Origin of the sequence: Streptomyces sp. NBC_01428 (assembly GCF_036231965.1) — a bacterium.
Taxonomy (GTDB): Bacteria; Actinomycetota; Actinomycetes; order Streptomycetales; family Streptomycetaceae; genus Streptomyces.
Map to the genome: position 1 here is coordinate 1,039,382 of NZ_CP109499.1, position 15,065 is coordinate 1,054,446.

A 15,065-nucleotide genomic window follows, 5' to 3' on the forward strand; every position below is an offset into this window, starting at 1 on the left:
GGCTTCGCCGTACCCCACCCGCACGACCCCGGGGTGATACTGGGCAGCCTGACCACGGCCCAGGGCGTCGAGCCGGTCGATGTCGATGCCGTGGTGTCACTGTGCCGTACGGGCACGGGACCGGTCCTGGACGGTAGCGACGTCGGTTCAGCATCACGAACCCCCACGTGGCCCTCAACGACCGCGACTTCAGCACTCTCGGATCGGATTTTGAACGATCTGAAGGTGCAAGGGTGAGGATCCGGATGATCAGCTCCGCCGAGTGCCGGCTGCTGGGTTCCTGGACCACCTCACCTGACCCGGCGCCTCGACCGCAACGGCGTCAGGCCGGGGTATGAAGCACCCCGACCTGACGCACTACCTATGCAATTGCCTGAACCCGCATCACTCTCTTGAACTGCCAAGACGTCTACGGGCCATCGACAGCCGCGGACGCCTGCCCAAGCGATTCAGGATGCGCGCAGACTGAGGTTCCGGCACCGTCCAGGTGCAGGTTTTCCCAGTTCCAGCCCGGTCCCGTACTGATCTGGCGGGGCCGGGCTGCCCGCTACCCGGGGTACTGCCGGGGCCTGTTGCGAACAGCGATGAGGGGCCCGGCAGTGGTTCTACTTGCCGTAGTACGCGTTGTAGATCGAGACCGTCGACTTGTTGCCCTTCTTGTCGGCGATCTTCGCGTGGAAGGAGATGGCCTTCCCCTTCGCCGGGTTCTTGACCTTGATCTTGCCGTTGACCACGGTGACCTTCTTCCAGGTCTGGCCGTAGTCGTAGGACACGTACACCGCGAGCGACTTGAGGTTGCTGCCCTTGGCGGCGCCCTCGACGACGACCGGGAAGGTGACCTTCTTACCGGCCTCGACCCGGTTGTCGAGGCCGGTGGTCGCCGCGAAGCGGGCGACGGAGACGGGCAGCTTCACCAGGTTCGCGGTCTTCTTCGAGCGGAACGTGAAGCTCGTGTCGACGCGCGTGGCGGCCGACGCGATCTTGACGCTGCGCTTGACCGACGTGGTCAGCTTGTATTCGGCGTCGCCCGAGGGGACCTTGAACTCCTTCTCACCGAACAGCGGGTCGTCGTTGGAGCCGACCTTGGTGCCGTTGCGGTACAGGGTCGAGGTGACCGAGGTGAAGGCGGAAGAACCCGCGTGGGACTTGCCGTCGGCGAACAGCGGGAGGTAGCCGGAGATGCTGTTGCCGTCGCGGTAGACGCCGAAACCGGTGTTGAGGTGCGGTCCGAACACGGCCGTGTTGAACGTCTTGGAGTAGGTCTGGCCCGCCGTGAAGGTCTGCGAGCCGCCGAGCGTGTAGAACGCCTCGGAGACCGGGAAGCCGTCCTCGTCGACACCGCCCGACTGCTCGAAGTCCAGGTCCCACTTCACGCCGCCGGACGTGGACAGGTAGAGCGTCCGCGTGCCGGGGAGCTTCTGCGAGATGCCCATGGAGGACGAGCCGGAACTGCCGGGCAGCCAGCCGGCCGCGGCCACCGAGCCCTTCTTGCCGCTCGCGCCGGAGCCCATGCCGACCTTCACCTTGGCGAAGTCGCCCGCCTTGTAGTGCTTCGTGTAGCCGGTGGCGAGTTCCTTGACCACGGCGCCGGTCGTGGTGTCGTACTCCTTGGCGGCGCCGCTGCTCCAGTGACTGTCCCACTGCTGACTCAGCGAGCCGTCGGTGACCTGCGGACCGAGGTGCGCCGTACGGAAGTTGGCGTACGTGTCCAGGAACCAGCCGAAGCTGATCCCCATGTCGGAGGAGTCGATCGCGTACGACGGTGACGCGAACTCCGACTTGGCTGCCGTGTCCGGCACGGTGAGGTCGACCGGCTTGGCGACGCGCGCGTCCAACGTGAGCGTCGTGTTCCTGGTGACGCTCAGCTTCGGACGGGCCAGCCAGTCGGCACCCTTGCTGAAGTCCTCCGGGTCCACGTACACGCTGGCGTTGAGGATGTAGCCGCCGCGGGGCACGCGGACGGTGACGGTGCCGTCGGGGTCGTAGGGAGAGTAGAACTTCTCCTTGCCGAGACCGGTGAGGCCGAACAGGTCGGTGCTGTAGTACTGCGCCGGCTTGCCCTCACGGTCGAGGAACTTCAGCGTGACGTCGTAGGACTCCACCTCGCGCTGCACCGCGGCCGCCGTGCGCACGGTCTGGCCGGCGCCCGTCGCGGTCACGTACGCGGAGTACGCGCCGTCGGTGGTGCCGCCCAGCTTGGTGTTCACGGTCATGTCGACGGAGGCCTTGCCGCCCGCCGGGACCGTGACCGTGGTGGCGCCGAGCTTGAAGAAGCCGGCCGGAGCGGCCTGCCCCTTCGGGTTGGTGCCGGCCACCGCCAGCTTCAGCGTCACGTCCTTGGTACCGAGGTTGCGGTACGTCAGCTGCTTGGCGACCGGCGTGTCGTCGGTGTGCGGCCACTGCTGAAGTCCGAAGCTCAGCGACGACGGGTCGGCGATCACGGACTGCTTGATGGCCTTGTCGACCTGGATGCGGCCGGAACCCTGCTCGAACGGCGTGTACTTGCCGCCCTTGGCGGAGCCGGTCAGCGCGCCCTTCAGGTCGGCGTACGTCCAGTCCGGGTGCTCCTGCTTGAGGATCGCCGCCGCGCCCGCCACGTGCGGGGTCGCCATCGACGTGCCGGAGATCGTGAGGTAGCCCGGCGGCTTCTCCCCGACCTCCTGGTCGATGAGGCTGCCCGGGGCGGCCGCCGCGGTGATGTCCACGCCGGGCGCGGTCACGTCGGGCTTGATCTGCCCGTCGAGGCCGGGACCGCGGCTGGAGAAGGAGGCCAGCTCGTCCTTGTCGTCGACCGCGCCGACGGTCAGGGCCGCGGCCGCGCTGCCCGGGGAGCCGACGGTCTGCTCGCCGAAGTCGCCGTCGTTGCCGGCGGCGATGGCGAACAGGATGCCCTTGGTCTCCGAGAGCTTGTTGACCTCGGCTTCCAGCGGATCGATCTCCGGGGTGTCGCCGCCGCCGAGGCTGAGGTTGACGACGTCGGCGCCCTGCTCGGCAGCCCACTCCATGCCCGCGAGGATCTGCGAGTCGTCGCCGGAGCCGTCGTCGCCCAGGACCTTGCCGTTGAGCAGCTTCGCGCCCGGCGCCACGCCCTTGTACGTGCCGCCCGACTTCGCGCCGGTGCCGGCGGCGATGGAGGCGACGTGTGTTCCGTGGCCGAACTTGTCGGTCGCGTCGGCGGAGGTGGAGAAGTTCTTGGCCGCGATCACCTGGTCCTTGAGGTCCGGGTGGGTCGCGTCGATGCCGGTGTCCAGGACGGCGATCTTGACGCCCTTGCCGTCGTAGCCCGCCGCCCACGCGGTGGGGGCGCCGATCTGGGGCACGGACTTGTCCAGGCTGGCCTTGCGGACGCCGTCGAGCCAGACGTGCGCGATGCCGGAGGCCGTCCTGTCGCCGTTGGTGACCGCGTCCCACAGCTCGGGCGCGTCCTGCTTCGGCGTCTGGATGGCGTCCGCATTCAGGGACTTGAGGTTCGCGCGGAGCTTGCCCACGTCCCGGACGTCGGCCTTGGTTGCCGAGGCGGCGCCGCTGTAGCCGACGATGACCTTCAGACCGCGCTTCTGGGACTTACGGGTGGCGGCCTTGTCGAGTTCGGTGACGTCGAACAGGCGCTGGTCGAGCGTGCCGTTCGCGACCAGACGGGCGACGTCGGCCGGTATGACGTAGGTGTGTGCGTCGACCCTGCGGGTCTGGGCGGGTATGTGCTCGCGGCCCTTGGCTGGCTCCAGGCCGACGACCCGGGCCTTGGAGTCGAGCACGACGCGGTCACCGGTGATCAGCGTGAGGCGGTGCTTGGACGTGAGTTGAGCCTTCGGGGCACTCGCCTGCTCGGCTTTCGCCGACGCCGGGCTGGTCATGCCCGCCGCCAGGGCCACGGCGGCCGCCGTGGCGATCGTGACCGCGCATGCCTTTTTCACTTGTCTGCGCAAAACTCCCCCTCGTGGAAGTACCGGGCGAGATTCCCCTCTTCACCCGACCGGGGGAGCTTTCGCACGCGCGTACGTACACCCCCGGAACGCGCAGTATGGCGGGGAGGTGATCACGCAAGTGCCTTACAACGGCACCTTGTTACACGTTCGTCGAGTTCTCCTTCACCGTGACCTCTGAGCTGATCACGACCCGCGCGACATCGTGCCCGCGATCGCCAGCCACGGCCCCCTGCACGCCACCGACCTGAGGCGTGTCCGGCGGATCATGCTCTGGCCGGAACGGTGAAGCGGTTCATGTCACTACGATCGTGAGATGTTTGAGTACCACGGGTGGATCACGCTCAGGGAGACCGCAACCGATGATGACGATGAGCCCCGGTTGCGACAGATCGTCGATGAGCTTCGCCATCACATCACCCAGATGGGCAGCCCATACTTGCTTGACCTCAGGTGGATGAACGGCGCACCGTTCATCCACCTCGGCGGCTCTTCCAATCACCGCTCATCCCCCGACGTCGGCGAACTGTTTGAGCATGTTGCCGTGGTCGCCCCTGGTTCCTACGGGCTCCTCCACGTTTTCGATGACGAGGAACCGGATCGCGAGAACGAGGTACGTGTGCTGAGGCTCGTTCGAGGCACGCTCACGCAGCACACGGAGGCATTGCTGTCGCCGTACATTCCGACGGTGGAAGATCCCTTCACGAGTTGAGGCGTCGTCGGGGTCAGGCTTGGAGCCAGAGCCGGTTCGCGGCCACCGTGACGGTGCTGTGGAAGACGTAGGCCCATTTGTCGAAGCGAGTCGCGACGGCACGGAAGCTCTGCAGCCCATTGATCTGGGATGCCGCCCGATCCGTGTCGTCCATCCCCAAAGACGAGCCGGTGCGCACCAAGGTGGCACTGTGCAGGGTCGGTACAAGCAGCCCCAGCGCCACTCCTGCCAAAAGGACCAGTGGCTCGTGCCACCTCAGGCTGTAGCCCGTCACATCACTGACACGTCCCGCTGACACTGCCGCTCCCACCTCCTCACACGCGCCCTGCGTCACCTTCATCAGACACCAGACACGGGCCCGGGCCGCTCATTGAAGCCACCGCGGAGGGAGACACGGCCCGAATACTCCGCGATGAACCCGCCACCGCCTGCCAGGCTGATCCCGTCTGGCCTCAAGCTCCCGCTCGCTCGCGCAGCCGCACGGGCCACCGGCGCGAGGACGCCTGGTGACGGCTCGCATCCTCGGGGACGCCATCGTGTTGCGGCGGGCGCGGAGGCGTTCGAAAACGCACGGTCCGCACACGCCATCGAGAAGGTCCGTACGGGAAGACGTAACGACCCGGAAGCGGCGGATACGGCCGTCGAGTTCGGGCCGCACGTCACCGTGATGGTGCTGGGCTCCACCCCCGCGGACCTGGCTGCCGCCCGGGCAGCCCCGGACGAAAGACGCCGCCGCCGAGAGAAGGTGCCCGGGGATGTCGATCCAGGCAGGCTCTGTTCGACGCAGGGATGAGAGAGCGACATCGATACGAGAGGTGAAGGCCATGCCCAAGGTCCGCGTACACAACGTGACGATCTCCCTCGACGGCTTCGCGGCCGGCGCGAACCAGCGGCTGGACGCCCCGTTCGGCGACGGCGTCGGCTGGGGTGACGACCTGCACAGCTGGTTCGTCTCCGCGGCGGAGGATTCCGCCGCGGGAAAGAGCGGAATCGATGTCGACTACTTCATCCGCGGCGATCGGAACATCGGCGCCACGATCATGGGGCGGAACATGTTCGGGCCGCAGCGCGGGCCGTGGGAGGACGAGTCCTGGAAGGGCTGGTGGGGCGACAACCCGGCCTACCACCACGACGTTTTCGTGCACACCCACCATCTGCGCCCGACGCTGGAGATGGTCGGCGGAACGGCCTTCCACTTCACCGACGAACCGCTCGAGACGGTCCTCCAGCGCGCGTTCGACGCCGCGGGCGGCAAGGACGTCCGGATCGGCGGCGGCGCCGCGGTCATCCAGCAATATCTGCGCGCCGGGTTGATCGACGAACTCCACCTGGCGATCGCGCCGATGCTCGTCGGGCACGGGGAGCGACTGTTCGACAATCTGGGTGACGGGATCGACGGCTACAGGGTGTCCGAACTGGTCGGCTCGCCGACCGTCACGCACGCGGTGCTGGTCCGCCGCTGACGCACGGGGGGGGCAGGGATCACCGGTCAGGAAGGCATCGCGGCCGTCGAAGACAGACCGGCCGAACCCGGCGCGTCGCGAACTCCCTCCGGACGCGCATCAGGGCGAGTCGACGGCCGGGAGGCCGTGCCGACTGCGCTCGTCGACTCAAGTGCGTGCGGTGGCCGGCAGGACCGCCGCTCGGGCCCGCCCGTAAAGGCCCCGACGGTGAAACCGTCGGGGCCTCGCGAAGAACCGCGAGTCGATCTGCTCAGTCGGTGCCCGATTCCATGGCGGCACGGTCGAGCATCTCCTCATCGCCCGAGACCTCGCCACGGGAGGCGATGGCCTGGGAACCGCCCTGCGACATGGCGCCGATCAGCCCGGTCGAGGCCGCCTGGGCCGCACCGACGAGCGCGGCCTGGTCGGTGCCGACCATACCCATGCCCGCGTACTGCTCAAGCCGGGCACGCGAGTCGGCGATGTCGAGGTTGCGCATGGTGAGCTGGCCGATCCGGTCCACCGGGCCGAACGCCGAGTCCTCGGTGCGCTCCATCGACAGCTTGTCCGGGTGGTAGCTGAACGCCGGGCCGGTGGTGTCGAGGATCGAGTAGTCCTCACCGCGCCGCAGCCGCAGGGTGACCTCGCCGGTGACCGCCGAGCCGACCCATCGCTGCAGCGACTCCCGCACCATCAGGGCCTGCGGGTCGAGCCAGCGGCCCTCGTACATCAGCCGGCCCAGACGCCGTCCCTCGGTGTAATAGTGGGCGAGGGTGTCTTCGTTGTGGATCGCGTTGACGAGGCGCTCGTACGCGGTGTGCAGCAGGGCCATGCCGGGCGCTTCGTAGATGCCGCGGCTCTTGGCTTCGATGATCCGGTTCTCGATCTGGTCCGACATTCCCATGCCGTGGCGGCCGCCGATCGCGTTCGCCTCGATCACCAGGTCGACGGGGGAGGCGAACTCCTCGCCGTTGATCGTCACCGGGCGGCCCTGGTCGAAACCGATCGTCACGTCCTCGACAGGGATCTCCACCTGGGGGTCCCAGAATCGCACGCCCATGATCGGTTCAACGGTTTCGACGCCGGTGTTCAGGTGCTCCAGCGTCTTGGCCTCGTGTGTGGCGCCCCAGATGTTGGCGTCCGTCGAGTACGCCTTCTCGGTGCTGTCGCGGTAGGGCAGCTCGTGGGCTCGCAGCCACTCCGACATCTCCTTGCGGCCGCCGAGCTCCGTGACGAAGTCCGCGTCCAGCCAGGGCTTGTAGATGCGCAGGTGAGGGTTGGCGAGCAGGCCGTACCGGTAGAACCGCTCGATGTCGTTGCCCTTGAACGTCGAGCCGTCGCCCCAGATCTGTACGTCGTCCTCGAGCATCGCCCGGACCAGCAGGGTGCCGGTGACGGCGCGGCCGAGCGGCGTGGTGTTGAAGTAGGCACGCCCGCCCGAGCGGATGTGGAAGGCACCGCAGGCGAGCGCGGCGAGGCCCTCCTCGACCAGAGCCGCGCGGCAGTCGACCAGGCGCGCGATCTCGGCGCCGTACATCTTTGCCCGCCCGGGCACCGAAGCGATGTCCGGCTCGTCGTACTGGCCGATATCGGCGGTATAGGTGCACGGGACGGCACCCTTGTCGCGCATCCAGGCGACGGCGACCGAGGTGTCGAGGCCGCCTGAGAAGGCGATGCCGACGCGCTCGCCGGTGGGCAGTGAGGTGAGAACCTTGGACATGGGTAGAGTATGCAGGCTTCTGCATTTTCATGCAAACGGTCGTTTGCCCCTTCGGACGCTACCGATGCCGGCGAGCTGTTGCATCGGACTGAAGGGCGCCACATGGACCGCGCGTAGCGCCGAGCGCATGCAGTCAGGACCGTAGGAAGTGATCAGCCGCCTGCGAGCCCTGCGACAGCGCTCCAACCGAACACATTTGCCGAGACGGCAGCCGAAGCCTCGGGGGCTGCCACATCAGGCCCTCGCTTCATGGTCGGCGGAGACCGGGCGAGTCACATCGGTCGGCCCTGTCGCCAGCACGCTGTCGAGTTGGCTGCGTGAGACGATGCCCAGCTTCGTGAAGACCTTGCGCAAGTGGTACTGGACAGTGCGCGCGCTGATGAAGAGGCGGCTTCCGATCTCGGGGTTGGACAAGCCGTCACGGGCCATCCTGGCGATCTGTGCTTCCTGTGGCGTCAGGGTTTCGTTCCCGGCGGGCGGGACACGCCTGCCCGCGTTTCCCCCGGCGGCGCGCAGTTCTCGGGCGGCACGTTCGGCGAACGCGGTGACTCCCATTTCCTTCAGCATGGTGTGAGCTGTCGACAAGTGCTTGCGCGCGTCGCCGCGTCTACGTCGACGGCGCAGCCATTCCCCGTACAGCAGATGGGCGCGGGCCAGGTCGACTCGCAGTCGGGTCTTGCCGAGCCGGGCGATCGCTTCGAGGTGGAGCGGTTCTGCTGAGTCGTCGTCGGTGAGTTGTGCGCGTGAGCGTGCCTCCACGCCGAGGACCCAGTCGCTCCTCGCCGCCTGGGCCATTTCGCCGAGTTGGTCGCAGGCCTTTGTGGCAACGTCCTTCATCCCGCAGCGTGCTGCCGCTTCGACAAGTTCCGGAAGGGGCCAGCAGAGTGCGGCCAGATCTTTGTCGTAGGACGTGGCGTTCTGACCTGCGGCTACGGCTTCCTCATATCGGCCGAGGCCGTTGAAGAGCAGGGCTTTGGCCCACTCGGCGAAGGTGATGCCGATGCCTTCGCCGCGCTGGGTTGCGTCCTGGAGTGTCGCGGCGGTCAGGGCGGCGACTCCGTCCTCGTCGCCGCGCAGTGCGGCCAACGCCATGGCGCCGTAGGGGGCGAGGCCGCTTCCGGTTGCTTCCTTGGCCACCTGCAGTTCGTCGATCAGCGCCGCCGCGGCAGGGAGATCACCGGCGAACAGGAGCGTGTAGGCGCGTTGGGTGAGAGCCAGCGGCAGTTCGCTGAGCGCCCCGGTCTCGCGGGCCAGTTGAAGGTAGCGGATGGAGAGCTGGTCCCAGATGATGTCGTCCCACAGGCGGATTGCCGTAATGGCCGCCAGCCACATCCAGCGGAGTTCCTCCTCGTTCGTCATACCGGCTCCGAAGTCCGCGAGCGCCCTCTGCAGGGTGGGAACGCCCGCCGCGTACTCCGTGTTGAGCGCCGCGGCAGTGCCTTCGAGCAGGAGGTCGGGGTCGGATGCGGAATGGAGTGGGGGTGGTGCTGTGCTTGCGGCGCTTGCCGCCTCGTCGACGTGGCCGCCGGGGCTGGCCAGGCGGCCGGCGAACACCGCAGCAGAGAGAGCGTCCAGGTAGGTGGCCCGGGAGAGCGTCACATCGATGGGTTCGAGCTGCTTCGCTGCGCGCAGAAGCAGGATCGGGGCGTCGCCGCCCCGGCTGGTGATGAACGCCAGTTGTGCGCGTAGTACGTCGGCGTTCGCCTGCTGGAGAGGTGTGAGCGGTCCGAGTTCGGTCATGGCCAGCAGGTCGCGCGCTGCTTCGAAGGCGCCGGCTTGCGTCTCGGCCTGTGCGGCCGCCAGGGCCCGTCCCGCTCGCTGTGCTGGATCGACCGTGAGCACTGCTGCCCGTCTGAGGAACGCGGCTGCCGCGGCGAGGCCTCCGCGCGCTCGAGCGCGGTCGGCGGACCCGTCGAGTTCTGTGGCCACGTTCTCGTCCGGCCCCACTGCCGCCTGCGCACGATGCCACGCGTAGCGGTCGGGGTCGAGTTGCTGATCCGTGGTTTCGGCCAGCGCCTGGTGGGCTGCCCGTCGTTGGTGCGCGGAGGCGCCTCGGTAGGCGGCTGAGCGGGCCACCGGGTGCCTGAAACGCACCCGTGCTCCGAATTCGGCCAGGTCCGCGTCGGCTGCCGGGGCCGCCGCGGCGGAGTCGACTCCCAGTCTGCCGGCAGCCCGCCAGAGGAGTGCCGGATCGCCGGAGGGGTCTGCGGCAGCGATCAGCAGGAGGGTCCGGGTCTGCGGGGGCATCGCCTCGACACGGCGTTGGAAGGTCTCTTCGATGCCGTTCGCGAGAGGTGCCACGCCGGGGAAGCCGAAGCCGCCTGCCAGTTCGGTGGGGGTCAGTCCGCGAGCCAGTTCGCGCAGGGCCAGGGGGTTGCCTCGCGCTTCCAGGATGATCTGGTCCCGCACTCTGGCGTCGATCGGTACGCCCAGTACCGCGTTCAGCAGGCTGCGGGCCTCTGCCTCCTGGAGGCCGTCGACGGGGAGGTCGGGCACTCCGGCGAGTTCGGCGGTGTCTCGCCGGCGCGTCGCGAAGACCAGGGCGATCGACTCTCGTCCGAGCCGGCGCGCGACGAAGGCGAGAGCCTGGGCCGACGCCTTGTCCAGCCATTGCAGGTCGTCGACCAGGCAGATCAGTGGGTGCGGCCCTGCTGCCTCGGAAAGCAGGCTGAGCAGGGCCAGGCCCACGAGGAATCGGTCAGGGGGCGGTCCGGCGCTCAGCCCGAACGCGGTGCGCAGTGCGTCGCGCTGGGGTGAGGGGATCCGGTCCAGCAGGTCGAGCACCGGCGAGCACAGCTGGTGCAGCCCGGCGAAAACCAGTTCCATTTCGGACTGAACGCCGACGGCGCGGAGGACCCGGAAACCAAGCGCTTGTACAGCGGTGTATTCGAGGAGCGCCGTCTTACCTGCGCCGGGTTCACCGTGCACCACGAGCGCCTGGCTTCCGCCGGAACGAACGTCTCCGAGCACCCGGTCCAGCTCGCCGCATTCGACGCGCCGACCTGTCAGTTCTGCCGCTCGTCTCCCTCTGGGCACGTTGGGCGGTGTTCGCACACCACCACAGTATCTCCGCGGTTGGACCGGCGTGGGTGACCGGCCAGTGGCGGATGCGCTCAGCATCTGCCGAGCGGCAGCCTTGGGGCGAACGCCTCGGAGAGGAGCAGCCATGACGACCGTCCATTACCGCTACGCCGCTGTCGGGGGGCAGAAGCTGTTCTACCGTGAGGCCGGCCCGCCGGACGGGCCGGTCGTGGTGCTTCTGCACGGCTTCCCCTCCAGTTCCTTCATGTTCCGGAACCTGGTTCCGATTCTGGCGGAGCGCTACCGGGTGATCGCTCCGGATCACCTCGGTTTCGGGTGCTCGGACGCGCCGTCGGTCGACGAGTTCGAGTACACCTTCGATGCCTTGGCGGAACTGACGGCTGGGCTGCTGGACCTGCTGGGGGTCTCCCGGTACGCCATGTACGTGCAGGACTACGGAGCGCCCTTGGGATGGCGTCTGGCATTGCGGGATCCGGCTGCCGTGACGGCGATCATCAGCCAGAACGGCAATGCCTACGAGGTGGGCTTCGCGGAGGACTTCTGGAGGCCGGTGCGGGCCTACTGGGCCGAACAGAACGCGGAGACCGAGGCGGCGCTGCGTCAGGCCCTGACGCTGGACGTCACCCGCTGGCAGTATCTGCACGGTGTGCCGGATGAGACCTTGGTCAGCCCGGACACGTGGCTCCACGACTTCGCACTCTTGAGCCGGCCCGGCAACGACCTGGTGCAGCTGCGGCTCTTCGCCGACTACGCCAACAATCTTCCGCTGTATCCGAAGGTCCACGCGTACCTGCGGGAGAGCCGGGTGCCCCTGCTGGCCGTCTGGGGGCGCAACGACGAGATCTTCCTCCCCGACGGCGCCCTCGCTTTCGCCGATGACGCGCACGACGCGGACATCTGCTTGCTCAACGGCGGCCATTTCCTTCTGGAGAGCCGGCTGGACATCGCATCGAGCATCATCCTGCCGTTCCTGGGGAGGGCACTGTCATGACCGGTCCGCTCCATGAGCAGTCGGTACTGGTCGTCGGGCGAGCCGGCGGGATCGCTCATGCGGTTGCCGTCGCCGCCCGGGATGCGGGCGCCCGCGTCATCGCGGCGGGCAGGCACCGACAGCGGCTCGCCGACCTCTACGCGGGCGAGCCGGACATCGCCGCCGAAGCCGTCGACCTCACCGATGAGGGTTCCATCGCCGCGCTCGCAAGCCGGCTCGGGAGCCTCGACCACGTGGTGTCCACCGCGTCGGCACGCGCCCGCGGGCGTCTCGGCGACCTGGCCGGCGACGCCGTCCGGCTCTCCTTCGACACCAAAGTGATCGGCCCGCTCCTGCTGGCCAAACATCTGGCCCCACGGATGCGGCAGGACGGATCCTTCACCCTCTTCTCAGGGGTCGCGGCATCGAAGATCACCGTAGGCACCCTGGCGGTGGCGATCACCAACGGCGCCGCCGAAGTGCTGGCCCGTTCGCTCGCCCTGGAACTGGCTCCGCTCCGCGTGAACGCCGTCTCGCCGGGTGTCATCGACACCGGGGCCTGGGACGCCCTCGGCGACCAGGCCAAAGCCCAGTACTTCGCCGACATCGGCGCCCGCAACCCCGCCCGGCGGATCGGAACTCCACATGACGTCGCCAACGCGGTGCTCTTCGCCATGACCAGCACCTTCCTCACCGGCGCAACGCTGCCTATCGACGGCGGCGAACCACTCACCTGACAGGCACCGGAAGCCGTGCCGTGCCCGATCCGAGAGGAGCAGAACCATGGGCCTTTCCTGGCAGCAAGGACCACTCGCCGCAGGGGCTGTGGGCCGGTTCCTCGTTCCCGGCCCACTCCCCCGGCGGATGCTGTTCGCCGAACCGCTCCGTCGAAGGATGCGCGTCCGCTTCGGAGAAGGATGGATTGCCGACAGCGAAGACGCCGTACTGCTGCACGAGCCCGGCCGATACCCCGTGGCCTACTTCCCGCCTGCAGACATAGACGCTGGCGTCCTCCAGCCCACCGAGCACACGACCAGGCACCCTGACCTCGGGGGGACGTCCTGGTACACCGTGCGGGCCGGGGATCGCGTCAAAGAGCGGGCCGCGTGGCAGCACACGGACCTCCCCGAGCACGCTCAGATTCTGCGGGATCGCGTCGCCTTCGCCTGGCCCGCCATGGACGCCTTCTACGAAGAGGACGAGCGGATCGCCGGCCATGCTGCGGACGCCTACCACCGCATCGACATCCGCAGGACCAGCCGCCACCTGGTCGTGCGGGGCGGGGACCGGGTGGTCGCGGAGAGCAGGCACCCGGTCGTTCTGTACGAGTCCGGGTTCGCGCCCCGTTGGTACGTTCCGCGCACCGACGTCGACCTGGCCGCACTGCACTCCGTCGAGGGGCAGACGTTCTGTCCGTACAAGGGTCTGGCCAGCTACTACGACATCGCAGGCGCACGACGGGCCGCGTGGTCGTACGAGAACGCCTGGGACGAAGTGCGCCGTATCTCGGGGATGGTGTCGTTCGAACCGGACGAGATCGAGGTACGTCTCGACGGTGTGCGGCAGCGCCTCGAGCCGGGGCAGACCGTCGTCGCGCACGGCGTCGACCGCAACCTCGACCTGCCTGAGGCTCCTCCTCGCCCCGCTCACCTCGACTGAACCCGGCAACTGCCGTCACGCAAGCCCTACTTCAAGAGGGAGCAGACGGGTGCCCTCGACATGACGACGGAAGCCCGTGCGGGGCGAATGCGGTTGACCGGGCGCACGAGCTGTCGCATTCCCTCGTAAGAAGCGCCCACGCAATACCCCTTTGACTGCTGGAGGTAACAATGAGCACCGACCCATCCGATCTGCACGCTGACGTGCTCGTCATCGGATTCGGAAAGGGCGGCAAGGCCGTCGCCGCGAAGATGGGGCAGCTTGGCAAGACGGTCGTCCTGGTCGAGCAGTCGGACAGGATGTACGGCGGGACGTGCCCCAATGTCGGCTGCGTTCCCACCAAAGCGCTCGTTCACCACGCCAATCAGCGTCGACCGGAGGACTCGCCGCAAGACTGGTACGAGCGCTCCGTCGGCGAAGTCCAGGCCCTCACGGCCCTCTTCCGTGCCGGCAACTTCGAGGGGCTGAACGGAATGGAGACCGTGCAGGTCCTCACAGGACGCGCGGTGTTCCGGGACTCCCACACGGTGTCCGTCGGTGATGGCGCCGGACGGCTCACCGTCAGAGGCGACATCGTTCTGCTCAACACCGGCTCGGCACCGATAGTGCCTGACATCCCAGGCCTCAAGGTCAGCAAATACGTCCTGACCAGCACGGAGTTGATCGAGACAAGCGTTCTTCCCCCGCGCCTTGCCATCATCGGTGGCGGCTACTTGGGGCTGGAGTTCGCCTCCATCTACCGCAGGTTCGGCTCCGAAGTGACCGTGCTGGAGACCGCGGAGGACATCCTGCGACGCGAGGACGAGGACGTCGCCGCCGCCGTGAAGACGATCCTGCTCGACGAAGGAATCACCATCGCGACTGCGGCACGCGTGCTGGAAGTCACCGATGGTCCGGCAGGGGCAAACGTGGTCTACGAGCGCGATGGCAGCAAGCATGTCATCGAGGTGGATGGTGTCCTGGTCGGCGCAGGGCGTCGCCCGGCGACCTCAGGGCTGAACCTTGAAGCGGCGGGGGTGGCCGTGACCGATCGGGGCGCGGTGCAGGTCGACAAATATCTCCGTTCGAGCCAGCCTCACATCCTCGCTCTCGGCGATGTCAACGGCGGCCCGCAGTTCACCTACATCTCTCTCGACGACAGCCGCATCGTCCTCGACCAGTTGATCGGCGAAGGGCTCCGCAGTACGGAAGACCGGGTGGCCGTGCCCCACACCCTCTTCATCACACCTCCGTTGGCGACTGTGGGGCTCACCGAGAGGGAGGCACGCGCCGCAGGCTACCGGGTGAAGATCACCAGCCAGCCAGTCGCTGAGATCATCGCCATGCCGCGGGCCTATGTCGTCGAGGAGACCCGCGGAATGATGAAGTTCGTGGTCGACCTGGAGACCGACAAGATCTTGGGTGCCGCGCTGCTGAGCACTGATGGACAGGAAATCATCAATACCGTCGCCCTGGCGATGAGACACGGCATCACCGCATCCGAACTCCGCAACTCCATCTACACTCACCCCAGTTCGACGGAGGCGTTCAACGACGTACTGGGTGTGGTGGTGCGCAGCGACACGTAGGGCACCGCGACCCGCACGCACTGTCGTGG

General features: G+C 67.8%; 9 protein-coding genes and 1 pseudogene. 6 read left to right on the top strand and 4 right to left on the bottom strand.

What is annotated here, in order from left to right; translation table 11 throughout:
- Positions 1-605: 605 nt before the first annotated feature.
- Positions 606-3,914, bottom strand: coding sequence for a S8 family peptidase (locus tag OG406_RS04580; protein ID WP_329184152.1), 3,309 nt, complete (start codon positions 3,912-3,914; stop codon positions 606-608).
- 325 nt (positions 3,915-4,239) lie between these two features.
- Between OG406_RS04580 and OG406_RS04585 the strand changes: the two genes are divergently transcribed.
- Positions 4,240-4,635, top strand: a complete 396-nt coding sequence (locus OG406_RS04585) for an Imm7 family immunity protein (protein ID WP_329184154.1) — start codon at positions 4,240-4,242, stop codon at positions 4,633-4,635.
- Positions 4,636-4,648: 13 nt separating this feature from the next.
- Here the strand turns inward: OG406_RS04585 and OG406_RS04590 are convergent.
- Positions 4,649-4,759 (bottom strand): annotated as a pseudogene (locus OG406_RS04590) (IS5/IS1182 family transposase); the annotation flags it as partial.
- Between the two features lie 700 nt (positions 4,760-5,459).
- Between OG406_RS04590 and OG406_RS04595 the strand changes: the two are divergent.
- The gene (locus OG406_RS04595; protein WP_329184156.1) at positions 5,460-6,098 is read left to right on the top strand and encodes a dihydrofolate reductase family protein; all 639 of its coding nucleotides are present in this window, start codon (positions 5,460-5,462) and stop codon (positions 6,096-6,098) included.
- Between the two features lie 250 nt (positions 6,099-6,348).
- On the opposite strand, the gene argG is transcribed toward OG406_RS04595, so the two are convergent.
- Together argG and OG406_RS04605 are read right to left on the bottom strand one after the other, a co-directional pair.
- On the bottom strand, positions 6,349-7,797 hold the full coding sequence (gene argG, locus OG406_RS04600) for an argininosuccinate synthase (protein WP_329184158.1): 1,449 nt from the start codon (positions 7,795-7,797) through the stop codon (positions 6,349-6,351).
- Between the two features lie 234 nt (positions 7,798-8,031).
- Entirely contained in the window at positions 8,032-10,851 is a 2,820-nt protein-coding gene (locus tag OG406_RS04605; protein WP_329184160.1) for a helix-turn-helix transcriptional regulator, read from the bottom strand.
- A gap of 112 nt (positions 10,852-10,963) precedes the next feature.
- Here OG406_RS04605 and OG406_RS04610 point away from each other — a divergent pair, with 112 nt between their 5' ends.
- From OG406_RS04610 to OG406_RS04625, 4 genes are all read left to right on the top strand, one after another.
- The gene (locus tag OG406_RS04610) at positions 10,964-11,830 is read left to right on the top strand and encodes an alpha/beta fold hydrolase (protein ID WP_266850512.1); all 867 of its coding nucleotides are present in this window, start codon (positions 10,964-10,966) and stop codon (positions 11,828-11,830) included.
- Complete coding sequence (locus OG406_RS04615) at positions 11,827-12,546, top strand: SDR family oxidoreductase (protein WP_329184165.1); 720 nt, start codon at positions 11,827-11,829, stop codon at positions 12,544-12,546. The genes OG406_RS04610 and OG406_RS04615 overlap by 4 nt, the downstream gene beginning before the upstream one ends.
- A gap of 157 nt (positions 12,547-12,703) precedes the next feature.
- Positions 12,704-13,468, top strand: a complete 765-nt coding sequence (locus tag OG406_RS04620) for a DUF427 domain-containing protein (protein WP_329190648.1) — start codon at positions 12,704-12,706, stop codon at positions 13,466-13,468.
- A gap of 170 nt (positions 13,469-13,638) precedes the next feature.
- On the top strand, positions 13,639-15,036 hold the full coding sequence (locus OG406_RS04625; protein WP_329184167.1) for an FAD-dependent oxidoreductase: 1,398 nt from the start codon (positions 13,639-13,641) through the stop codon (positions 15,034-15,036).
- The last annotated feature ends 29 nt before the right edge of the window (positions 15,037-15,065 follow it).